At 72.2% G+C, this 22819-nt stretch carries 17 protein-coding genes and 1 pseudogene; 12 read left to right on the forward strand and 6 right to left on the reverse strand.

Annotated features, from left to right (window positions below; genetic code table 11):
• Positions 1 to 48: 48 nt before the first annotated feature.
• Positions 49 to 3177 (reverse strand): ATP-binding protein, encoded by a 3129-nt coding sequence (locus tag ABT324_RS07880; RefSeq protein ID WP_351173443.1) that lies wholly within the window; start codon positions 3175 to 3177, stop codon positions 49 to 51.
• Positions 3178 to 3229: 52 nt separating this feature from the next.
• On the opposite strand from ABT324_RS07880, the gene ABT324_RS07885 reads away from it, so the two are divergent.
• Entirely contained in the window at positions 3230 to 4141 is a 912-nt protein-coding gene (locus tag ABT324_RS07885; protein WP_351173446.1) for an NAD(P)-dependent oxidoreductase, read from the forward strand.
• Between the two features lie 12 nt (positions 4142 to 4153).
• Positions 4154 to 5050: an NAD(P)-dependent oxidoreductase gene (locus ABT324_RS07890; protein WP_351173449.1), complete on the forward strand. Its 897-nt coding sequence runs from the start codon at positions 4154 to 4156 to the stop codon at positions 5048 to 5050.
• 218 nt (positions 5051 to 5268) lie between these two features.
• On the opposite strand, the gene ABT324_RS07895 is transcribed toward ABT324_RS07890, so the two are convergent.
• From ABT324_RS07895 to ABT324_RS07905, 3 genes are read right to left on the reverse strand one after another with little or no spacing between them, the layout of a single operon-like run.
• Positions 5269 to 6165 (reverse strand): glycine betaine ABC transporter substrate-binding protein, encoded by an 897-nt coding sequence (locus tag ABT324_RS07895; RefSeq protein WP_351173453.1) that lies wholly within the window; start codon positions 6163 to 6165, stop codon positions 5269 to 5271.
• A gap of 39 nt (positions 6166 to 6204) precedes the next feature.
• Complete coding sequence (locus ABT324_RS07900) at positions 6205 to 7101, reverse strand: ABC transporter permease (protein WP_351173456.1); 897 nt, start codon at positions 7099 to 7101, stop codon at positions 6205 to 6207.
• The gene (locus ABT324_RS07905) at positions 7094 to 8137 is read right to left on the reverse strand and encodes a quaternary amine ABC transporter ATP-binding protein (RefSeq protein WP_351173459.1); all 1044 of its coding nucleotides are present in this window, start codon (positions 8135 to 8137) and stop codon (positions 7094 to 7096) included. The genes ABT324_RS07900 and ABT324_RS07905 overlap by 8 nt, the downstream gene beginning before the upstream one ends.
• 387 nt (positions 8138 to 8524) lie before the next feature.
• On the opposite strand from ABT324_RS07905, the gene mshC reads away from it, so the two are divergent.
• The 3 genes from mshC to ABT324_RS07920 all read left to right on the forward strand — a co-directional run bounded on the left by mshC (position 8525) and on the right by ABT324_RS07920 (position 12980).
• Complete coding sequence (mshC, locus tag ABT324_RS07910; protein WP_351173462.1) at positions 8525 to 9760, forward strand: cysteine--1-D-myo-inosityl 2-amino-2-deoxy-alpha-D-glucopyranoside ligase; 1236 nt, start codon at positions 8525 to 8527, stop codon at positions 9758 to 9760.
• Between the two features lie 97 nt (positions 9761 to 9857).
• On the forward strand, positions 9858 to 11087 hold the full coding sequence (locus ABT324_RS07915) for a styrene monooxygenase/indole monooxygenase family protein (protein ID WP_351173465.1): 1230 nt from the start codon (positions 9858 to 9860) through the stop codon (positions 11085 to 11087).
• A gap of 87 nt (positions 11088 to 11174) precedes the next feature.
• On the forward strand, positions 11175 to 12980 hold the full coding sequence (locus tag ABT324_RS07920; protein WP_351173468.1) for a C69 family dipeptidase: 1806 nt from the start codon (positions 11175 to 11177) through the stop codon (positions 12978 to 12980).
• Positions 12981 to 13030: 50 nt separating this feature from the next.
• Here ABT324_RS07920 and ABT324_RS07925 read toward each other — a convergent pair whose 3' ends face one another.
• Together ABT324_RS07925 and ABT324_RS07930 are read right to left on the reverse strand one after the other, a co-directional pair.
• Positions 13031 to 14185: a chitinase gene (locus tag ABT324_RS07925; protein WP_351173470.1), complete on the reverse strand. Its 1155-nt coding sequence runs from the start codon at positions 14183 to 14185 to the stop codon at positions 13031 to 13033.
• A 435-nt stretch (positions 14186 to 14620) separates the two neighbouring features.
• Positions 14621 to 15526 carry a PAC2 family protein gene (locus tag ABT324_RS07930; RefSeq protein WP_351173473.1) on the reverse strand — a complete coding sequence of 302 codons (906 nt, stop codon included), beginning with the start codon at positions 15524 to 15526 and terminating at the stop codon, positions 14621 to 14623.
• A gap of 234 nt (positions 15527 to 15760) precedes the next feature.
• Here ABT324_RS07930 and ABT324_RS07935 point away from each other — a divergent pair, with 234 nt between their 5' ends.
• The 7 genes and pseudogenes from ABT324_RS07935 to ABT324_RS07965 all read left to right on the forward strand — a co-directional run bounded on the left by ABT324_RS07935 (position 15761) and on the right by ABT324_RS07965 (position 22765).
• Positions 15761 to 18115 carry a lysylphosphatidylglycerol synthase domain-containing protein gene (locus tag ABT324_RS07935; protein WP_351173476.1) on the forward strand — a complete coding sequence of 785 codons (2355 nt, stop codon included), beginning with the start codon at positions 15761 to 15763 and terminating at the stop codon, positions 18113 to 18115.
• 30 nt (positions 18116 to 18145) lie between these two features.
• Positions 18146 to 18490, forward strand: a pseudogene (locus ABT324_RS07940) (hypothetical protein); the annotation flags it as partial.
• Positions 18491 to 18684: 194 nt separating this feature from the next.
• Positions 18685 to 19374, forward strand: coding sequence for an HAD family hydrolase (locus ABT324_RS07945; RefSeq protein ID WP_351173479.1), 690 nt, complete (start codon positions 18685 to 18687; stop codon positions 19372 to 19374).
• Positions 19374 to 20342, forward strand: a complete 969-nt coding sequence (locus ABT324_RS07950; protein WP_351173482.1) for a homoserine dehydrogenase — start codon at positions 19374 to 19376, stop codon at positions 20340 to 20342. The genes ABT324_RS07945 and ABT324_RS07950 overlap by 1 nt, the downstream gene beginning before the upstream one ends.
• Before the next feature lie 74 nt (positions 20343 to 20416).
• Positions 20417 to 20680 (forward strand): phosphoribosyl-ATP diphosphatase, encoded by a 264-nt coding sequence (locus ABT324_RS07955; RefSeq protein WP_351173485.1) that lies wholly within the window; start codon positions 20417 to 20419, stop codon positions 20678 to 20680.
• 70 nt (positions 20681 to 20750) lie between these two features.
• Complete coding sequence (gene hisG, locus ABT324_RS07960) at positions 20751 to 21599, forward strand: ATP phosphoribosyltransferase (protein WP_351173488.1); 849 nt, start codon at positions 20751 to 20753, stop codon at positions 21597 to 21599.
• 320 nt (positions 21600 to 21919) lie between these two features.
• On the forward strand, positions 21920 to 22765 hold the full coding sequence (locus ABT324_RS07965) for a VOC family protein (RefSeq protein ID WP_351173492.1): 846 nt from the start codon (positions 21920 to 21922) through the stop codon (positions 22763 to 22765).
• Positions 22766 to 22819: the final 54 nt, after the last annotated feature.

Here is a 22819-nt window from a genome sequence, read left to right on the forward strand (position 1 = left end):
CGGAGGTCGACGTGCCGCGGCGGTGCGTCGGGGTGGGGTCCGGTCGGTCTAGTGGGGTGTTCGGCGGGGTGTTGTCAGGGGGTCCAGGTTGGTTGGGTAGTGGGTTCTTCCTTCGGTGAAAGCCCTTTCGAAGGCGTTGCGGGACAGGTGTTCTCGGGCTCTGGTGGTGGTTCGGTCGACGTCGTCGCGTTCCGCTTCGGGGAGTGGGGTGCCTGCCGAGGCTCGTGCCGCTGCGGCCGCGCCGAGCAGGCGGGCCGCTCGTCCCGGGTCCGAGGCGACCTCTGCGCTGGCCAGGCCTTCGAGGGTGAGGGCTGTTGCTCGTGGGTCGTTGATGCGGCGCGCGATCCGGTGCGCTGCCAGGTGGTGTTCACGGGCCCCCGCGAGGTCACCGCGCCGTTCGGCGAGGTAGCCGAGTTCCACCAGGATCAGCGTGTTGCCCGGCTCGAACTCCACCATGCGGTGCCACTCCAGGACGCGGTGCAGGTGGCGTTCCGCGTCGGCGAAGCGGCCTTCGCGGCGGGCGCCGAGCGCCAGGCCGGTCTCGGCGTACATCTCGGCGGGGGTGAAGCCGCGTTCGGCGGCCAGCCGCCTCGCGCGTTCGTGCAGTTCTCGCGCTCGTGGGTAGTCGTGCTCGAGCAGCGCCACCCGGCCGAGCCAAGCCGTCTGGTACGCCACTTCGGCCCACAGGCCGATGCCCTCGGCGCCGAGCAGGGCTTCGGTGTGGTGGCGCTTGGCGTCGGCGTAGTCGCCGGTGATCCCGGCGATGGTGCCCAGCGCGTAGGACGCCTGGGCCAGCCCCCAGCGGTCACCGGTGGTGCGGAAGAGCTCCGCGCTCCGCTGCGCGGCGTTCAATGCCGCGGCGAGGTCGCCGCGGGTCATCAGGTGCATCGACCGGTCGCTCAGCGCGGCCGCCAGTCCCCACTGGTCGTCCAGTTCGGCGAACTCCGCGACCACCTCGTCGATCGAGGGTTCGGACGCGGTCAGGTTCGCGATCGTGTACTGCGCGTGGGCGAGGAACCAGCGGGCTCGGGCACGCCGCCCGCGGTCGGGGACGTCCCGCCACGCCTCGACGCGGTCCACCTGCTCGCCGGTCAGCAGCGCGATCGCCGCGTACCACGCGGCGGCCTCCGCGCGGGCTGGGCCGGATCCGGTCAGCGCCGCCGCGAGCGACTGCCGGGCTTCGCTGAGCCTGCCTCGCAGGAACCAGTACCAGCACAGCGCGGTCACCAGCCGCAACGCCACGTCGGGGGCCGCGTCGTCGAGCACAGCGCGCAGGTTGGCCGCTTCGGCGTCCAGAAGTTCGAGCCAGCGCCGCTGGTCAGGGCCGCGCAGCCGGGTTTCGGCGTGCTCGGCGAAGGCGGTGTAGTAGTCGTTGCGCCGCTGGCGCAGGGCGTCGTGCTCCTCGGCTTCGCGCAGCCGTTGCAGGCAGTAGGCGGCGACGCTGTCCAGCAGCCGGTAGCGGCGTTCGCCGGTCCTGGTCTCCGCCGCGACCACCAGGGACCGGTCCACCAGCCGCGCCAGCAGGTCCAGCACCTCGGTCGGGCGGACCCCGTCACCGGAGCACACCGCTTCAGCTGCGGCGAGGGTGCAGCCGTCGCGGTGGATCGCCAAGCGGCGCAACACGATGCGCTCCGCGGTCGGCAGCAGCTGCCAGCTCCAGTCGATGACCGCCTGCAGGGTCCGCTGCCGTTCCGGCGCGTCGCGGTGGCCGGAGGTCAGCAGCGCGAACCGGTCGTCCAACCTGGACTCCAGCGTCGCCGCGCCGAGGACGCGGATGCGGGTGGCGGCCAGCTCCAGCGCCAGCGGGATGCCGTCGAGCCGACGGCAGATCGCCGCCACCGAGGCCGAGTTGCCAGCGGTGACCTCGAAACGCGGGGAAGTGGCGGCGGCGCGCGCGGTGAACAACCGCACCGCAGCTGAGGCGCGCACGGCGTCGAGCTCGGCGCCCTCGTCGGGCACAGCCAGGGGTGGCACCGGCAGCAGCACCTCACCAGCGATGCCCAGCGCCTCTCGGCTGGTGGCGAGGACCCGCAGCCCCGGCACCGCCCGCAGCAGCCGCGCGACCATCGTCGCAGCGGAGGTGACCACGTGCTCGCAGTTGTCGAGCACCAGCAGGACCTCCTTGGTGCGCAACGAGTCCACGAGCGGGTCGGTGGCCGAGGGGCCCGCCTCCTGCACGCCCAGCGCGGCGAGCACGGCGTGCTCCAGCGAGCAGGTGGAATCCTCCCCTGCCTGGATACCGGCCAGCTCGACCAGTCGCACGCCGTCCCGGAACACCGCGCCGCGCGCGGATTCGATCGCCAGCCGCGTCTTGCCCACACCGCCCGGTCCGGTCAACGTGACCAGTCGCGACGAACCCAGCAGCGCCAGCACCTCGGCGCTCTCCCCGTCCCGACCAACCAGGTCGGTCACCGGCACCGGCAGGTTGTGCGGGGCGGGGGCCGGGGGAGCCAGCGAGGTGTCCTGGTTCAGGACCGCCTGCTGGAGCTCGACCACCTCCGGGCTCGGGTCGATGCCCAGCTCGTCGGCCAGCCGCTCGCGCAGGTCCGCCAGACCGGCCAACGCCTCGCCCTGCCGCCCGGCGCGGTACAACGCCCGCACGTGCAATGCCCGCAGCCGCTCGCGCAGCGGGTTGGCCGCCACCAGCTCGCCGAGCTCGCCGACCAGCGCAGCGTGTTCGCCCAGCTCAAGCCGGGTCTCGGCGAACTCCTCCAGCGCGGCGAGGTGTTCCTCCGCCAACCGCTGCCGGGCGGCCTGGACGAACGGCTCGTCGGCGAAGTCGGCGAACGCGGGCCCCCGCCACAGCGCCAGGGCATCGGCGAGCAGTGCCCGCCGCGCACCGGGTCTCGCGGTCGCGCGGGCCTGCGCGACGAGACGGCGGAAGCGGTGCGCGTCGACGGCCTCCGGGGCGATGGCCAGCGCGTACCCGGCCGGGCCGTAGGTCACCAGCTCCCGGCCGATGGCCCGGCGCAGCTGGGAGACCTTGGTCTGGAGTGTGTTGGTCGGGTTGCCCGGTGGTTCGGCGCCCCACAGGGAGTCGACCAGGCGGTCGGCCGACACGGGGCCGTCGTGCGCCAGCAGCGCCGCGAGCAGTGCGCGGACCTTCGCCTCGGGGACCGCGACCGGTTCGCCCTCGGCGGTCCACACCCCCAGCGGGCCGAGAACTCCGAAACGCACGGTTCCACCCTAGTCCGCGTGCCCGACACCCCCAGCCGATCGTGCGTGGACCGTGCGCGGGCCCCAGCAGGGTGGCTACCAGCGGAAAGGAGAAGCGATGAACGAGAAGGCCGTGAGCGTCCTGGGGCTCGGTGACATGGGAACCGCGCTGGCGGACGCCTTGCTCGCGGCGGGCCACCGGGTGACGGTCTGGAACCGCACCGCGGCCAAGGCCGAGCCGCTGGTGGTCAAGGGGGCGACCCGCGCGGACACCGCCGCCGACGCGGTCCTGGCCAGCCAGCTGGTGGTGGTCTGCCTGCTCGACTACGACTCGGTCAGCCAGGTGCTCGCCCCGCGCACCGATGTGCTGGCGGGGCGCACGTTGGTCAACCTGACCAACGGCACGCCCGGCCAGGCCCGCGAGATGGCCACCTGGGCCGCCGACCACGGGGCCGACTACCTCGACGGCGGCATCATGGCGGTCCCGCCGACGATCGCCACCCCGGCGGCGTTCGTGCTCTACAGCGGCCCGAGCGGCGCCTTCGACACCGCGCGGCCAGTGCTGGACGCCTTCGGCGGGAGCCACTACCTCGGAGAGGACCCGGGGCTCGCGCCGCTGCACGACATCGCCCTGCTCTGCGGCATGTACGGGATGTTCGGCGGTGCGCTGCACGCCTTCGCGCTGGTGCGCTCGGCGGGCAGGTCCGCGGCCGAGTTCGCCCCGATGGTCCGCCGGTACGTCGAGACGATGGGCGTCCACGCGGAGGCGATGGCCGCGCGCATCGACGCCGGTGACTACGCCAACGACGTGACCTCGAACCTCGCCATGCAGGCCGCCGCGTACGGCAACTTCCTCGTCGCAGCCGAGGAAGCGGGGGTCAGCACCGAGCTGATCACGCCGGTCCACTCGCTGTTGCAGCGCCGGGTCGCCGACGGACACGGCCACGAGGACACCGCGAGCCTCGTCGAACTGCTCCGGAACTGACTTTGCAGTCCTATGTGGACCGACGAGGGAACTGAGGGGAACAACGTGGAACAACCAGTCACCCTGATCGGCCTGGGGCCGATGGGGCAGGCCATGGTCAACTCGCTGCTCGAGGCCGGGCACCCGGTCACGGTGTGGAACCGGACCGCCAGCCGCGCCGACGGCGTCGTCGCGCGCGGTGCTGTTCGCGCGGCCAGCCCGGCCGAGGCGGTGCGGGCGAGCGAGCTGGTCCTGCTCAGCCTGACCGACTACCAGGCGATGTACGACGTCCTCGGACCTGTCGAGGACCTGCGCGGCAAGGTGCTCGTCAACCTCAGCTCGGACAGCCCGGCGAGGACCAGGGAGGCGGCGGAGTGGGCCGAGCGGCGCGGTGCCCGATTCCTCACCGGCGGGATCATGGTGCCCGCGCCGGTGGTCGGCACCGAGGCGTCCTACGCCTACTACAGCGGTCCGCGGGACGTCTTCGACGCGCACGAGAAGACGCTGGGGGTGATCGGCGCACCGCACCACATGGGTGCCGATCCCGGCTTGGCGCAGCTGTTCTACCAGGCCAACCTGGATGTCTTCCTGACCGCGCTGTCGGCCTTCCTGCACGGGGCGGCGCTGCTCGGCTCGGCCGGGGTGCCCGCGCCGGACTTCGCGCCGTGGGCAGCGCAGGTGCTCCAGCTCGCGATCCAGTTGCTGCCGGAATCCGCTGCGCGGGTCGACACCGATGATCACCCCGGGGACCTGAGCACGGCGAGGATGATGGGTGCGACCGCCGACCACGTCCTGGCCGCCAGCGAAGAGGCGGGCATCGACCTGGACCTGCCGCGCGCGGTCAAGGCGAACTACGACCGGGCCATCGCCACGGGCTGCGGCGGCGACAACTGGACCCGGCTGATCGACGGCATCCGCAACCCCCGGTAGTGCCCCGCGGCCGGACCTCGCGGCGGGCTGCCGAGTCCGGCGTGCCCCGGACGGGTGCGGGGTCGTCCTCCGCGATGTCAACGGAGGTCGGACATCTGATCTCCGTTGACATCGCGTTGACCGGGGTGGCCTCCCACCTGGGTGGGGACGCACCGGCCCGTCGCTGCTTGGCGGAGGTCACGGCCCGCAGCAGGGCACACCGCCCCGAGGAAGTGACGTCACTGCCCGGCGAAGGAGTTGACCACCGCCGGGTTGGCGTCGATCCACTTCTTGGCCGCCTGCTGCTCCTGGCCCTTCTGGGCGCTGTTGATCTCGTTCTCCAGCGAGGCCAGCTGCTCGTCGGTCAGCCGGAACTTCTTGACCATCTCGGTGACCTCGGGAAAGTCCTGGCTGAACCCGGCGCGGCCGATGGCGTGCAGCTGCTCAGCCTGGCCCATCGCGCCCCTCGGGTCCTGCAGGTCCTTCATCGGGTAGCGGGCGTACGCCCAGTGCGGGTGCCACAGCGTCACCACGATCGGCTTCTGGTCGTCGGTCGCCTTCTGCAGCGCGGCCAGCATCGCTGTGGTCGAGGAGGTCTGCAGGGTGTACTCGCCCTCCAGACCGTACGCCGGCAGCATCTCCTTGGTGGTGCGGCTCAGCCCGGCGCCCGGGTCGATGCCGGTGATCACCCCGCCGAACATGCCCGCCCGGCCCCGGAGGTCCTCGATCGAGTTGATGTCGGTGAGGTACTCCGGCACCGCGATGTTCAGCGTGCCCTGGTCGTACCAGACACCGAGGTCCTCCAGCTGCGGCCCGTACTGCGCCCAGTAGTCGGCGTGGGTCGCCGGCAGCCAGCCGTCCAGGAACAGGTCCGGGTTGCCCTGGGCGAGCCCGGCGTAGATCGGCCCGACCTCCAGCTCCGTGGCGTTGACCTGGTATCCCCGGCGCTCCAGCAACTCCTTGAAGAGGTAGGTGACGGCGATGTCCTCGTCCCAGGCGATGTAGCCGATGTTGATCGCCTTCGCCTCCTGGCCGGTCTGGGCTTCCCGGCCCCCGCACCCGGCGGCGACCAGGACCAGCGCGGCCAGCGCGGCGAGCAGCGCGACGAGTCTGCGTGGTCTCCTGCTGGTCAACATTCCTGCCTGCCTTCCCGCGGCGAGGTGCTGAACCGGGGTTCAGCCGGTCCTGGCCGCTTTGCGCTCCGCCCGCGCCACCGGCGAGCGGTCCGAGAGCACCCCGGTGATCCGGTCCAGGTAGACCGCGAGGATCACCACGGACAGCCCGGCTTCGAAGCCCTGGCCGAGCTGCACCCGGGTGACCGCCTCGTAGATGGCGGTGCCCAGCCCGGCCGCGCCGACCATGCCCGCGATGACCACCATCGACAGCGCCAGCATGATCACCTGGTTGATGCCGGCCATGATCGACGGCATGGCCAGCGGGAGCTGGATGCCGGTGAGGATCTTGCGGGTCGGCGCGCCGAACGCCTCGCCCGCCTCGACGACCTCGGCGTCCACCTGCCGGATGCCCAGCTCGGTGAGCCGGACCCCCGGCGGCAGCGCGAAGATCACGGTGGCCACCACGCCCGGCACCGTGCCGATGTTGAAGAACACGATGACCGGCACCAGGTAGACGAACGCCGGCATGGTCTGCATCAGGTCCAGCACCGGCCGCACCACCCCGCTGACCTTGCGGTTGCGGGCCGCCAGGATGCCCACCGGGATGCCGATCGCCACCGCGAGCACGCTGGCCACCAGCACCAGGGCCAGCGTCTCCATCGCGGCGTCGAATTCGCGCATGCTGGCGACCAGGCCGAAGCCGACCAGGCTGAACAGCGCGAACCGCCAGCTGCGCAACCACAGCGCCAGCGCGCTGAACAGCAGCACCATGACCAGGTCGGGCAGCCAGTTCAGCGCGTAGGTCAGCCCGGCCACCGCCGAGCGCAGCACCATGTCGATGAAGTCGAACACCGGGCCAATGTTGTTGTTCAGCCAGGTGACGACCGCCGAGAACCAGTCGCCGACCGGGATGCGCGGCAGGTCGGCTTGGGCGGCGAGCAGCAGGGCATCAGGCATCGGAGGCCTCCTCGACCGCGGTGGGCACCTGCGCCTCGCGGCTCAACGCGGCGAAGACGGCGGCCGGGGCGACCGCGCCGAGCAGCCGCTGCTGCTCGTCGAGCACCGGCACCGGGTGGTCTCCCAGCTGGGCGAACAGCTCGCGCAGCGGTGTGCCGCCGGGCACCGGGGCCACCCCGGGCGGTGCCTCGACCCGCGGGTCGGCCAGCGCCGACGCGGTGAGCACCCGGGTGCGGTCGACGTCCTGGACGAACTCGGCCACGTAGTCGTCGGCTGGCTCGCGCAGGATCTGCTCGGCGGTGCCGATCTGCACGATCCGCCCGGCCCGCATCATCGCGATCCGGTCGCCCAGGCGCATCGCCTCGTTGAGGTCGTGGGTGATGAAGATGATCGTCTTGGCCAGCTTGGCCTGCAGGTTGAGCAGCTGGTCCTGCATCTCGCGCTTGATCAGCGGGTCCAGCGCGCTGAACGCCTCGTCCATCAGCAGGACGTCGGTCTGCGCGGCCAGCGCGCGCGCCAGGCCGACCCGCTGCCGCATCCCGCCGGAGAGCTGCTGCGGGTAGCGGTCGCCCCAGCCGGTCAGCCCGACCAGCTCCAGCGCCTCGGTGGCCTTCTCGGTGATCTCGGCGGCGGGGCGGCCCTGGACCTGCAGCCCGTAGCCGGCGTTGTCCAGCACGGTCCGGTGCGGGAACAGCGCGAAGTGCTGGAACACCATGCTCATCTTCTGCTGGCGCATCGCGCGCAGCGCCTTGCCGGACATGGTGGTGATGTCCTCGCCGTCGACGAGCACCCGGCCCGAGGTGGGGGTGAGCAGGCCGTTGATCATCCGAATCAGGGTCGACTTGCCGGAGCCGGACAGGCCCATCACGACGAAGGTCTCGCCCTCGGCCACCTCGAACGAGGCGTCGACCACCGCGGCGGTGCCGCCCGCGGCCCGGATCTCCCCCGGGTCGGCCCCGGCCTCCAAGCGGCGGACCAGCTCCGCTGGCCGCGGCCCGAACACCTTGTGGAGCCGTTCCACCCGTATCGATGTCACGATCGCCTCCGCCCGCTCCGCGACCCGGGCGTGCGGTGCCCGGGTTCGCGCCCCACCCTCTCGGCGCGGTTCGCTGGTCCGGCGCCCGGGCAATGGCGCGCGTCCGGTCCTGGGTCGATCTCCACTTCGAACGCGTTGGCCTTTCCATGGGGCCGCTGACCAGCTGAGACATCACATTGTTCAGCGAGTTCCGCAATTTTCCAGGGTTCAATGATCCCACTTCGGGTGCGGAGTTGAGAAGTGCCGGGAAATGGCTCAGAAACCGATCTCCGGCGCGGGAATCCGAAGGGGCGGCGGCCGGGCGCGCGGCCGGTGCTCCCACGATGTGACACGGGCTATCACCCGGACGGCGGCGTCCACCCGCGGCGGACGTTTAAGGTCGGGTGCATGCAACCCTGGTCATCGGTTCCCGTGCCTCACGTGCCGGGCACGCCACGTCCGCTGCACCTGTTCGACACCGCGGCCGGTGCGGTCAAGCCCACCGAACCCGGTCCCACCGCGCGGATGTACGTGTGCGGCATCACGCCGTACGACGCCACCCACCTCGGTCACGCCGCCACCTACCTGGCGTTCGACCTGGTCCACCGGGTGTGGCTGGACAACGGTCACCAGGTGCACTACGTGCAGAACGTCACCGACATCGACGACCCGCTGCTGGAGCGCGCCGAGCGCGACAGCGAGGACTGGGTGGTGCTCGCGATGCGCGAGACCGCGTTGTTCCGTGAGGACATGGAGGCCCTGCGGGTGGTGCCGCCGCAGGACTTCATCGGCGCGGTCGAGTCCATCCCGGAGATCGTCGAGGCGGTCGGCAAGCTGCTGGCCTCCGGCGCGGCCTACCGGGTCGACGACGAGCACCCGGACATCTACTTCCGCCACCGGGCCAGCGGGCACTTCGGCTACGAGTCCAACTACGACGACGAGACCATGCGCGCGTTCTTCGCCGAGCGCGGCGGCGACCCGGACCGGAAGGGCAAGGAGCACCCGCTGGACGCGCTGCTGTGGCGGGCCGCGCGCGACGGCGAGCCGTCCTGGGAGTCCGAGCTGGGGTCGGGGCGGCCGGGCTGGCACCTGGAGTGCTCGGTCATCGCGCTGAACCGGCTGGGCCTGGGCTTCGACGTGCAGGGTGGCGGCTCGGACCTGATCTTCCCGCACCACGAGTTCAGCGCCGCGCACGCCGAGTCGCTGACCGGCGAGTTCCCGTTCGCCCAGCACTACGTGCACGCCGGGATGATCGGGCTGGACGGCGAGAAGATGTCCAAGTCCAAGGGCAACCTGGTGTTCGTCTCCCGGTTGCGCGGCGACCGGGTGGACCCGATGGCCATCCGGTTGGCGCTGCTGGACGGCCACTACCGCACCGACCGGTCCTGGACGGCTGACGCGCTGACCGCGGGCACCGCCCGGTTGGCGCGCTGGCGCCAGGCCGTCGCGCTGGAGTCCGCCCCGGCGGCGGAGTCGGCGGTCGCCCAGCTGCGCGAGCGGTTGTCCGACGACCTCGACACCCAGCAGGCGCTGCGGGCCGTCGACGCCTGGGTGGAGGAGGCGCTGACCACCGGCGGTTCCGACCGCGAGGCGCCGCAGCTGGTCCGGACCGCCGTCGACGCCCTGCTCGGCGTCGAGCTCTGAAACGCGGTGGAGGGGCGCCGGTCCGGCTGGGGACCGGCGCCCCTCTGGCATGCTCCGGGAGCGCGGTCGCGACAGCCGACCGCGGGGAGGGGTTGAGATGCGGGAGGTCCTGGTCGTCGGGGCGGGGCAGGCCGGGTTGCAGCTGGCCCTGGGCCTGCAGGCCCGCCAGTACGAGGTGACCCTGGTGTCCGGGCGGACGCCGGAGCAGATCCGCGGCGGGCGGGTGATGTCCACGCAGGCCATGTTCGGCACCGCGCTGGCCAACGAGCGCGCGCACGGCCTGAACTTCTGGGACGACGAGGCGCCGCCCATCACCGGCCTGCGCAAGACCGTCGAGAAGCCGGGCGAGGGGCGGCTGCTGGACTGGCGGGGCGAGTTCGCCCGGCCCGCGCAGTCGGTGGACCAGCGGGTGAAGATGGCGCGCTGGCTGGAGCTGTTCGCCGAGCGCGGCGGCGCGGTCGAGCCCCGGACCACCACCGCCACCGAGCTGGACGCGATGGCCCCGGGCTACGACCTGGTGGTGGTCGCGACGGGGGCCGGTGAGCTGGGCCGAATCTTCGAGCGCGATCGGCAGCGCTCGCCGTTCACCGAGCCGCAGCGCGCGCTGGCCGTCGCCTACGTGCGCGGTGCCGCGCCGGATCCGGACGTGCCCGACACTGGTCTGCTCCGGGCGAACTCGGTGCCCGGCGTCGGCGACATCTACGTCATCCCCGGTTGGACCTCCGGTGGTGCGTGCGACGTCCTGCTGTTCGAGGGCATCCCGGGCGGTCCGCTGGACTGCTGGTCGGACCGCCCCGGCGCGGACCAGCAGTGGTCGCGGATGCTGGAGCTGATGCGCGAGCACCTGCCTTCGGAGCACGCCCGGTTCACCAGCGCGGAGCTGACCGACGAGCGCGCCACGCTGTCCGGTGGCGTGACCCCGGTGGTGCGCAAGCCGGTCGCCGCGCTCCCCTCCGGCGCGGTGGTGCTGGGCATGGGGGACGCGGTGGTGGCCAACGACCCGATCACCGGTCAGGGCGCCAACGTCGCCAACCGCTGCGCGGAGTCCTACCTGGACAGCATCGTGGCGCGTGGCGAGCAGCCGTTCGACCGGGCCTGGATGCAGCAGGCCTTCGACCGGTTCTGGCAGCACGCGCAGCACGTGGTGACGTGGACCAACACGTCCCTGCGCCCGGCGCAGCCGCACGTGCAGCGGATCATGGCCGCAGCGGCGGAGCACGCGGAGATCCGCGACCGCTTCGCCAACGGCTTCGACGACCCGGCCGACTTCCAGACCTGGTTCCTGGACCCGGACGGCGCCGAGGAGTACCTGCGCAGCTTCGCGTGAGCGGACGGTTGGGCCGAGCGGATTGTACTATTTCACCCAAATGGGTTAAGAAGGGATGCGTTGATCACCCAGAAGTAGGAGGCTCACGTGTCCCGGTCCCGTCGATTCAGCGCGGCGGCGCTGGCGGCGGCGGTCATGGTGCTCACCGCGCCAGCCGCTGCGGCCACCCCCGCCGCGCCACCGCCGACCCGCCCGATGCCGGACAAGAGCATCGGCTTCTACGTCGGCAAGAACCGCACGGAGAACGGTGCCACGCTGCTCGGCGGGTTCGGGCACGAGCCGTCCAGCCACTGGTTGGAGATCGTGCCGCGCCAGCAGCACGAGCCGGGCTCGACGATCACCGTCGGCGCCACCGAGGAGGCCGACCTGCCCGGTCGGCTCACCCAGATCCCGCAGGTGCCGGAGACCGCGAAGTACATCACCTCCAACTACTCGGAGTTCGCCGGGTTCCCGGCGCCGCTGACCAACGGCGGGCTCAACGAGTTCCAGGTGGCGGCGCGCGACGTGTGGTCGGACTCGCGGCCCGAGCTGGTCGAGATGACCCCGCCCGGCCAGACCGGCCCCAACTACAGCGACCTCTCGCGCATCGCGATGGAGCGGGCGCACAGCGCGCGCGAGGCGGTGGAGATCCTCGGCGCGCTCATCGACGAGCACGGCTACACGACCTACGGCGGCAACTCCCACCTGTTCGCCGACGCCGACGAGGGCTGGGTGTTCATCGAGTTCGCCGGCGGCAAGGGGCTCTGGGCCGCCGAGCGGCTCGGCCCGGACGACGTGCGGGTGTCCTACCCCGGCTACATCGGCGACTTCCCGCCGGACTACCAGGACAACCCGGACTACGCGGGTTCGCCGAACCTGGTGGACTTCGCCGTCGAGCAGGGCTGGTGGGACCCGGCCAGCGGCAAGCCGTTCAATCTCCAGCAGGTCTACGGCACGCCGTTCCCCGGCCACCCCGGCCGGTCCACGCCGGACGACGAAGCGCCGTGGCGGCACCCGCCGACGCTGGAGGAGGAGCTGCGGCAGCTGGGGAAGGTGTCGCTGGTGGACATGCAGCGCATGGTCCGCGACCCCCGCTGGTCCGACGACCGCTCCGGCTACGGGCAGGTCGCCGAGCTGAAGTCCGACCTGCCGCACCCGGAGCTGGCGACGCTGTGGGTGGCGAACACGGCCGCGGTCACCGCGCCCTACATCCCGTTCCACATCGGCGCCGAGACCGTGCCGCCGGAGTACAGCCAGCACCGCTACCTGACCTCCGGCGCGGCGGCGAACTACCTGAGCCCGGAGTACGCGGCGCAGGAGGCGACGCGCTCGGCGACGTACCTGTCGAAGCGGCTGATGTACTACACCTGCGACCGGCCCGAGGTGTTCCTCACCGACGTCACCAAGGCGCTGGAGGGCTTCGAAGCCCGCATCATGGGCGAGATCGACGACACCGAGGCGCAGGCGGCCGAGGCCTACGCGGCCGGTGACGTCCAGCAGGCCCGAGCACTGCTGACCGACTGGAGCAACGGCTGGGCGATGGAGGGCGTCGACCTCACCGAGTACCTGGTGGAGGACGTCGAAGCGCGCACCAAGGAGCAGTTCGGCATCCGCCGCCCCGCGGTCGAACCCGAGCCCGGCGTGACGGCGAAGGCGGAGAGCCTGGACATGTCGCTGCCGGAGGGCGCGATCTCGGCCCGCGACCGGGTGCACTGCGACCTCGGCAACGGCTGGGCCGACGGGACCACGGTGGACCGCAAGGGCCAGTTGGGCGATCCGAGCGCGGTCCCGGACTACCACGCAGCGGCCCGCACCGACGCGACCTCCCCCTGGCTGCCGGTGACCCTCGCGGCCCTCGGCGGTCTGGTGATCGGCGCCGGAGCGGTCTTCCTGGTCCGCCGCCGCACCAGCTGATCCTGGAGCTGGAGGGCGCCTTCCGCCGTCGGAAGGCGCCCTTCGTGCTTTCAGGAGGTGTAGGCGTCGTGGGACTTGGCGAACTCGTTGTCGTGGTAGACGTCCCAGTTGATGGACCAGGCCATCAGGCCGCGCAGGTTCGGGTAGGTGCCGTGCGGCTGGTAGGGGCCGCAGTTCGTGCCGGCGCGCAGGCAGTCGAGGGCCTTGTGGACCTCCGGGACCGGGGTGAAGCCGTTGCCCGCCGGGTTGGCCGCGGGCAGGCCGATCGCGACCTGCTCCGGGGCCAGCGGGGCGAAGGCGTTGTCCGGGTTGCCCGCCAGCGGGAAACCGGTCAGCAGCATGTCGATCATCGCGACGTGGAAGTCCGCGGTGCCCATCGTGTGGTACTGGTCGTCCAGGCCCATCACCGGCCCGGAGTTGTAGTTCTGCACGTGCAGCAGGTCCAGGTCCGCGCGCAGCGCGTCGATCACCGGCAGGTACGCGCCCGCGCGCGGGTCGGCGCCGGTGCCACCGCCGTAGTGCTGGTAGCCGACCTGCACGAAGAAAGTCTCCGGCGCCATGGTCAGCACGAAGTCCGCGCCGTAGCGGTCGTTGAGGGCGCGCAGGGCGTCGATCAGGTTGACCACCACGGGGGTCTTCGGGTTCTTCAAGTCGGTGTCACCGGGGGCGAGCTCCAACGAGTGGCCCTCGAAGTCGACGTCGAGGCCGTCCAGGCCCCAGCGGTCGATGATCTCCGAGGCCGACGCCACGAACGCGTCGCGCGCCGCGGCCGTCTCCAGCCGGACCTGGCCGTTGGCGCCGCCGACCGACAGCAACACCTTCTTGCCCTCGGCCTGCTTGGCGCGGATCCCGGCGAGGAACTCCTCGTCGCTCTCCACGTCCGGGCACTCGGCGGCCTGGCAGCGGGTGAACTCCAGCTGGCCGGAGGTGGGTGAGGTCGGTTCGGCGAAGGCCAGGTCGATGACGTCCCACTCGGCGGGCACGTCGGCCATCCGCACGTACCCGGAACCGTTGGCGAAGCTGCTGTGCAGGTACCCGACCAGGGCGTGCTCGGGGATGGCGGAAGCCCCGGGTGCTGCGGCGCTCCCGGAGGTGGCGGGGTTGGGGCTGGCGGGGGTCCCTGCGGTGGCCTGCGCCGTGGCGGCGGGCGCGGCGACGAGGACGAACCCGGCCAAGGCGGCGAGGGCGGTGCGGATCCGTGTCATGGGTGCTCCGTTCCGGAGAGGAGTGAGCCGGAGCACAAAAAATGGACTAGACCACTGACCCGGGTCAAGGTCCAGACCATTTATCGCCACCGCGCCCCCACCCTCCGCCCGTGCATCACCGCGCCCCCGCCCGCCGCTGCCCCGTGCGTCACCGTGCCCCCACCGGCCGCCGCTCCGTGCGTCACCGCCTGTCGCCGCACGCGACCCCACCCGTCGGAGCCCACGCGTCGAGCACGCGATCTCGGTGGGGTTCAGACGTCTGAGATCCCCACCGAGATCGCACCACCCCAGGGTCGGGCGGACCCCGGTCCCGAGGCGGCGTCGGCTCGCAGTTTCAATTGAAACTGCGATTCGGGCCCCTGGCGGACCGCAGTTTCAATTGAAACTGCGCTTCACCAGGGGCCCGAGGACTTAGTCGTGGGTGAGGTCCGGGGGTCAGCCCGGGCCGGGGCCGAGGGGGCCCTTGCCGCCGGGGCCTCGGCGGCGCAGGTAGCGCTCGAACTCCGCGGCGATGGCGTCGCCGCTGGTCTCGGTCAGCTTGACCTCGGCGTCCCCGCGCTCCTCCAGCGCTCGGACGTAGTTGCGGACGTCCTCGTCCTCCTCGGCCATCTCGCTGACCGTCTGCTCCCACTCCTCGGCCTGCTCGGGCAGGTTGCCCAGCGGCACCTCCACGTCCAGGGCCTCCTCCACCCGGTGCAGCAGCGCCAGCGTCGCCTTCGGCGACGGCGGCTGCGACACGTAGTGCGGCACCGCCGCCCAGAACGAGATCGCCGGGATCCCGGCCTGCACGCAGGCGTCCTGGAACACCCCGACGATGCCCGTCGGCCCCTCGTAGCGGGAGCGCTCCAGGCCGTACCGGGCCGCCGACTCCGCGTCGTAGGCGGCGCCGCTGACCGGGACCGGCCGGGTGTGCGGTGCGTCGGCCAGCAGCGCGCCGAGGGTGACCACGGTGCGCGCGCCGATCTGCTCGATCTGCTCGACGAGCTCGGTGGAGAACGCCCGCCACCGCATGTTCGGTTCGATGCCGTGCACCAGCACCACGTCGTGCGCGCAGCCCGGCGGGCGGCAGACCGACAACCGCGTGGTCGGCCACGAGACCTGCCGGGTGATGCCGTCGACCAGCTTGACCGTGGGGCGGGTGACCTGGAAGTCGTAGTACGGGTCCGGGTCGATCTCGCTCAGCGGTTCGGCGTCCCAGATGAGCTGCAGGTGCTCGATCGCGGAACTGGCTGCGTCCCCGGCGTCGTTCCACCCCTCGAAACCGGCGATGACGATCGGATCGGTCAACTCGGGCGGTTCGGCGCGCGATTGTTGGTTGGTGTGTGCGTCGCGATCGGTCACTGACCCAGCCTACGACGCCACGCCGACGCGAGCGCCGGACATACCGGGGCCGGTGATCAACGCCCCTGGATCGTGATCAGCGGTCGGTTTGACGCCCGCCGCGCCGGGCCAGACCCTTGACCGCAGAGCCCGCCCGGTGAGCCCGTCCGCGCGCGGCCGAACCCGGCGCAGCGGGCGCCGGGAGGGTCGAGCGGCGACGGGCGGGCGTTGGAGCGCCTGCGGAGCGGATGCCCAGTGGACAAGACCCGGCCGTCGCCGAACGGGGAGCGGGGGATCTCCCCGCGGTCCCGACTGCGGTTGTCCATCGGACGGCGGCCCCGCGACTTCGCGCAGCTCGGCTTGGTCGGCGGCCTGCTGGCGCTCAGTGTGCTGCTCGTGCTGGTGCCGGTGAACCCGGTGGAGCTGGCCCTCCACGACCAGCTGGGCCGGATCCCGGCGGTGTCCAACCCGGTGTGGGTGGTGCTGCGCTGGTGCGGCACGTGGGCGGGCATCGTCGCGGCGACCGCGGTGGCGGCCTACGCGGGCTGGATCCGGGTGGCGCTGCTGTGCGCGGCGTCCGGCGCGGTGACCTGGGCATTGGCGCTGTTCATGCACCAGGCGCTCGGGTTGCGCCAGGTGGCGCCGACCGGCGCGTTCCCGTTCCCGGCCGAGGAAGTGGCCGTCGTGACGGTGCTGGCCGTGATCATCGCGCCTTACCTGGGCGGGTACGCCCGCTACGCCGGATGGGCGCTGGCGGTGCTCGTCGGCGTCGCCGTTGTGCACCTGGGTGGGCACCTGCCGCTGGGAGCGGTGGGCGGGGCGCTGCTGGGGTGGGGTGTCGGGACGCTGTTCCACGTGGTGTGGGGCGCGCCGGGGCGGCGGGTCTCCGACCTGGTCGTCTGGGACGAGCTGGAGCAGGCCGGGCTGGCGCCGCGGTCGATCCTCGCGCTGCGGCACCGGTTCATGGAGCCGCGCGAGTTCGCGGTCCGGACGGCGGACGGGGCGACGCTGCGGGTCAAGGTGGTGCGGCGGATGAGCCGTCGGGCCGGTGCCTGGTACAAGGTCAAGCGGCTGCTCGCGCTGCTGGACGTCCAGGACGAGCCGCGGCTGTCGACACCGCACCACGAGGTCGAGCACGAGGCGTACGTGACGTTGCTGGCCGAGCGCGCGGGGGTGCGCACCCCGCCGGTCGTCCTGGCCTGCGACGTCGAGCACGCGCCCGCGCTGCTGGTGGTGCGCCAGGTGGCCGGGCGCAGGCTCTCGCAGCTGCGCGCGGTGGAGGTCGACGACGAGCTGCTGGACGAGATCTGGGCGCAGCTGTCCGCGCTGGCCCGGGCCCGCATCGCCCACCACGACCTGCGGGCGAAGAACTTCCTGGTCGACGCGCAGAACCAGCCCTGGCTGCTGAGCTTCACCTTCAGCCACCCAGGCGCCAGTCCGGCGCGCTGCGCGCGGGACCTGGCCGAGGCGCTGGTGTCGATCGCGTCGGTGGTGGGCGCGGAGCGGGCGGTGAGCTCGGCGATCCGCGCCTTGCCCACCGATCAGCTGGAGGGGGCGCTGCGCAATCTGCTGCCGATGGCGCTGCCCAGGCGCATCCACGCGCAGGCGCCGCGCGGGCGCTTCCTGATCGCAGAGGTGCGGGAGGCCCTGGCCGACGGGCTCGGCCAGCCGATCCCGGGGTTCCGGTCGCCGGTCCGCCCGATCACCGTGATCGGGCTGCTGCTCATCGGTGCCGCCGTCTACCTGCTGCTGCCGGAGCTGTCCAGCATGGACGAGGTGCTGCTGGCCGCGCGCCACGCGAACTGGGGCTGGCTGGCGGTGGCGGTGCTGACCGGGTTCCTGGCGGTGGTGCTGTCGTCGATCTCGGTGCAGGGCTCCAGCTCCATCCCGCTGCCGTTCTGGCGCACCCTGGCGGTGCAGGTGGCCGCCGCGTTCACCGGCCGCACCACGCCCGGTGGGGCGGGCTTCTTCGGGATCAACATCGTCTACCTGGAGCGGTTGGGCCTGCGCCGACCGCTCGCGGTCGGGGTGACGCTGCTGAACCAGGCCGGGACCGGGGCGGTGGCGTTCGTGGTGGCCGTGGTCGGGGTCTTCGCGGTCGGCCTGTCCGGCACGTTCACCCACCTGTCGATCCCGACCGGGTGGCCGGTGCTGGTGGGCGTGGTCGCGGTGCTGGTGGTGGCCGCCGCGGTGCTGGCCTCGCCGTTCGGGCGACGGCGGGTCCTGGCGCCCGCGCTGGAGGTCGGCCGCGAGCTGCTGGACGCGCTGCGCCACCCGGTCCGGGCGGTGCAGCTGTTCGGCGGGGCGCTGGGCTACCTGGTGGTGTCGGGCCTGGGGCTGGCCGCCTCGCTGGCCGCGCTGTACCCGGACTTCTCCTGGACAGCCGTGACGGTCGTGTTCATCATCGGCAACACCCTCGGTCACCTGGTGCCCTCGCCCGGTGGGCTGGGCGCGGTGGAGACCGTCCTGCTGGCAGGCCTGGGGGCGATGGGAGTCCCCGCGACGGCAGCGGTCACCGCGGTCCTGCTCTCCCGCCTGCTCACCTACTGGCTACCGGTGCTACCCGGCATCGCGATGTTCCGCTACCTCCAGCACAAGGGCGTCATCTGAGTGAGGAGGTGCGCCGGGACGGGACCATCCAGGCGAACCCATCCGGAAGTCCGCACCACGCTGGGCATCGCGAACGTCTCCTTCGGACTGAACGCGGCCGCCCGGCAGGCGCTCAACTCGAGTGCCGTGAGGCCGGGCTGGCCACCGCGATCGTGCACGCCTCGAAGGTCCTGCCGCTGCACCGCATCCCGGACCAGCCGCGGCAGGTGGCGCTGGACCTGGTGCACGACCGCCGGAGCGCCGACTGCGACCCGTTGCAGTGGTTGACGGGGTTGTTCGAGGGGGAGACCGCGAAGTCCAGCCGGGCCTCGCGCGCCGAGGATGCTTGCCAAGCTGCAGCGGTTGGAGCGGCGCATCGTCGACGGCAGCGCAACGGCGTGGACCGAAGTGCTCCAACACCTGACGAGACCTGCGCGGCGGTGCGGGTTCCGGAGTGGGCTCGTCGGCGCCCCGCGGCCTGTCGCGCCCGGTGGGACGAGGGATCGGACACTTTTCATGGGGTCGGTGGGGGTGGTGGTGCTGTACTGGGTGGTGACCACGCCCCGCACCTGCCTGGAGGAGATCTCCGCGTGACCCGCGACGCCGGTCCGAACTCGCCCGCCGCCGTCCTGTTCGACATGGACGGGACGCTCGTCGACTCCGAGAAGCTGTGGACGATCGCGCTGGACGACTACGCGGCGCATCGCGGGGGCGCGCTGACCGACGCCACCCGGGAAGCCATGGTCGGTTCGAACATGACCCGCAGCATGCGGATGCTGCTGACCGACGTCGGGATCCCGGCCACCGAGGTCGAGGTCGGCGCGGCCGCCAGCTGGGTCGCCGAGCGGATGGCGGAGCTGTTCGCCGACGGCCTGCCGTGGCGCCCGGGCGCGCCGGAGGCGCTGCGCCAGGCCCGCGCGCTCGGCGTGCCGGTCGCGCTGGTGACCTCCACGATCCGCTCGCTCACCGAGATGGCGCTGGGCACGCTGGGCCGCGACACCTTCGACCTCACCGTGTGCGGCGATGAGGTCGACGGGCGCAACAAGCCCGACCCCGAGCCGTACCTGAAGGCCGCGCGGTTGCTGGGCGTGGACCCGGCCGCCTGCGTCGCCATCGAGGACTCGCCGACCGGCGTGGCCAGCGCGGAAGCCGCCGGGTGCCTGGTGATCGCCATCCCGTGCGAGGTGCCGCTGCCGCCCGGCCCGCACCGGGTGCTGCACGACTCGCTGACCGACGTCGACTTCGACGCGCTCGGCGAGTTGTTCACCCGAGCCGCGTGATGATCGACGTCCCGATCGTGCTGGTCGGGTTCGGCCCGGTCGGCCAGGAGTACGCCGCGCTCGTCCACCAGCACCGCGCGCAGTGGCGCGACCAACACGGCGTCGACCTGCGCGTCGTCGCGGTCCGCGGTCGCAGCACGCAGGTGGAGGTCGACGGTGCGGTGCCGCCGCGCGACCGGTGGTCGGCGGCCGAACCGCTCGCGGACCTGCTCGCCCGCACCGGCGCGCGCGTGCTCGCGCAGGCCGTTCCCTCCGACGACAGCGACCAGCCCGGCCTGGACGCGCTGCAGGCGCTCGAGCACGGTGCCCACGTCGTCACCGCCACCAAGTCGCACCTGCTCACGCACTGGAGCCGACTCGACGAGGCGGCTCGCCGCGCCGGGCGTTCGGTGCGGATCTCCGGGGCGACCGGCGCGGCGATGCCCGCCGGGGACATGGCGCGCTCGGTGCTGCGCGGCTTCGACGTGGAGGCCCTGCACGGCTGCCTCAACGGCACCGCGACCTTCGTGCTCGACCAGCTCGCCGAGGGCCATCCGCTTGAGGTCGCGGTCGCCGAGGCGCAGCGGCGCGGCATCGCCGAAGCCGACCCGACCGCCGACCTCTCCGGTGCCGACGCGGCCACCAAGATGCGCCTGCTCACCGGCCTGCTGTGGGGCTGGGACGTGGCGGAGGTGCGGGTCGAGCTGGAGCCGGTCCGCCAGGCGCGGGCCGACGCCGGGCACCGGCTGCGGCAGGTCGCCAGCGCCACGCGCGACGAACCCGGGCTGGTGCGCGTGACCGTGCGCCCCGAACCCGTCGGCAGCCCGCTCGGCTCGCTGGTCGGCCCGGAGAAGGCGGTCACCTACGAGTGCGGCGACACCGGCTCGGTCACCGTTTCCGGTGGTCGGTCCAGCCCGCGGGGTGCCGCCCGGGCGATGATCAAGGACACCACCGGCGCCGCGCTGGAAGCCACCGCGGGCTTGCGGTGAGGCGCCGTACCAGAGTCTGGACACCAGCGGTCCGCCGTTCGGCCCGCTGACCTGAGATGCAAGGATCGTGCACTGTGAAGACCTTCGACGAGTTGTTCGCCGAACTGCAGGAACGCGCCCGCACCCGCCCCGAGGGCTCGTCGACGGTGGCGGCACTGGACGCCGGGGTGCACGCGCAGGGCAAGAAGGTGCTCGAGGAGGCCGGCGAGGTGTGGCTGGCCGCCGAGCACGAGTCCGACGAGCAGCTGGCCGAGGAGATCTCGCAGCTGCTGTACCGCCTCCAGGTCATCATGCTGGAGCGCGGGCTGACCCCGCAGGACGTCTACCGCTACCTCTGAGCCGATCAGCCGGAGCGGGCGCTCGACCCGCTCGTCAACTCGCCCACCGTGGAAAAGGGAGATTGCTGTCATGCTGCGTGTGGCTGTGCCCAACAAGGGCACGCTGGCCGGGCCCGCATCCGAGATGCTCGCGGAAGCCGGGTACCGGCAGCGCCATGAGCAGCGGGATCTCACGGTGCTCGACGCCACCAACGACGTCGAGTTCTTCTTCCTGCGCCCGAAGGACATCGCGATCTACGTCGGATCCGGCGAGCTGGACCTGGGGCTGACCGGCCGCGACCTGGCGCTGGACTCCGGCGCGCCCGTCGAGGAGCGGTTGGCGCTGGGCTTCGGCGGCTCCACCTTCCGCTACGCCGGGCCCGCCGGCCCGCACGAGTGGACCGTGGCGGACCTGCAGGGCAAGCGGATCGCCACCTCCTACCCGAAGCTGGTCGCCGACGACCTGGCCCGGCACGGGGTCACCGCCGACGTCATCCGGCTCGACGGCGCGGTGGAGATCTCCATCCAGCTGGGCGTCGCCGACGCGATCGCCGACGTGGTCGGCTCCGGCCGCACCCTGCGCCAGCACGGGCTGGTCGCCTTCGGCGACCCGATCTGCAAGTCCGAGGCGGTGGTGATCGAGCGCCGCGGGTCCGACGCCGACCAGGTCAAGGACCAGCTGGTCGCGCGGCTGCAGGGCGTGGTGTTCGCCCAGCAGTACGTGATGCTGGACTACAACTGCCCGCGCGAGCTGCTCGACGCGGCCACCACGATGACCCCCGGCCTGGGGTCGCCGACCATGGCCCCGCTGGCCGACGAGAGCTGGGTGGCGGTGCGCGCCATGGTCTCCCGCAAGGAGGCACCGGCGATCATGGACCGGCTCGTCGCGGTCGGTGCCAAGGCGATCCTGTCCTCCGACATCCGCGCCTGCCGCCTCTGACAGCGCCCGAGGGGGTCGTGAGTGCGTAACAGTGTTCTAGCCCTGTTTCGCACTCACGACCCCTGACCTGCGCAAACGAGACCCGCTGACGACCTGCGTCCGGTGGGGGAGGCCAAGCCGAGCCAGCTGTGGCGGTTGCCCCACCAGCACCAGCCCCACGAGAACCGCCCCACGTGGGCGGTTTTCTCCTTGCCCGGAATGTCCGCGGTTGCCGCCGGATCGTGATCCGCCGCGCGGTCGGTGCTGGTCCGGCGCCACTGGTGGATGGCGATAATGAACCCGCCAAACGATCTTGGACACGAGGCGACGGGGGTGAGCGCATGGCCGTCGTGGTACCGGGGAAGACCCCGCCGCGGTGGGAGCTGTACGAGGGGATGCCCTGCTGGATAGAGCTGATCACCACGGACCTGGAGCGGGCCCGCGAGTTCTACGCGGGCCTGTTCGGCTGGGAGTACCGGACGCACCGCGACCCGGTCTCGGGTGAGCACGTGATCGCGCTGCGCGAGGGCTTCCCGGTGGCGAGCCTGCGCGCCGCCTCCGGCGACCACTCCACCTGGCGGCTGTACCTGGCCAGCGCGGACTGCGCGGCGACCGCCGCCCAGGCGGAGGAGCTGGGCGCGGCGCTGACCGTGCCGCACAACCACGTCCCGGACGTGGGCACCAAGGCGGTGCTGGTCGGCCCCTCCGACGCCGAGTTCGGGCTGCTGCAGCCCGCCGAGTCCTGGCAGTTCGACGTCGGGCTGCCGGGCACCCTGATGTGGGCCGAGCTGGTCACCATCAAGGCGCAGACCGCGGACAACTTCTTCCAGGAGCTGTTCGGCTACACCGCCGAGAAGTTCGGCACCGAGAACCGCTCGGACTACTCGGTCTGGTACCTGGGCGAGGAGTCGGTGCTGGCCCGGGTGAGCATGATCCGGGAGCACATCACCGAGAGCACGCACCCGCACTGGCTGCTCTACCTCGGCGTGGACGAGGCCGTCGGCACCGACGAGCTGGTCCGCGGCGCGATCGCGCTCGGCGGGCGGGTCCGGGTGGACCCCTACGACTCCAGCATCGGCCGCGTCGCCGTCCTGCGGGACCCCACCGGGGCCCGCTTCGCGGTGGTCGACCAAACCCAGGCCGGCGAGTACGGCACGGCCGCCAACTACGACCCCTACGAGGACTGACCGGGGTTGACCCGACCCGCGGCGTGGAGTCCGCAGTTTCAATTGAAACTGCGG

Origin of the sequence: Saccharopolyspora sp. NPDC000359, assembly GCF_040300525.1 — a bacterium.
Classification (GTDB): domain Bacteria; phylum Actinomycetota; class Actinomycetes; order Mycobacteriales; family Pseudonocardiaceae; genus Saccharopolyspora.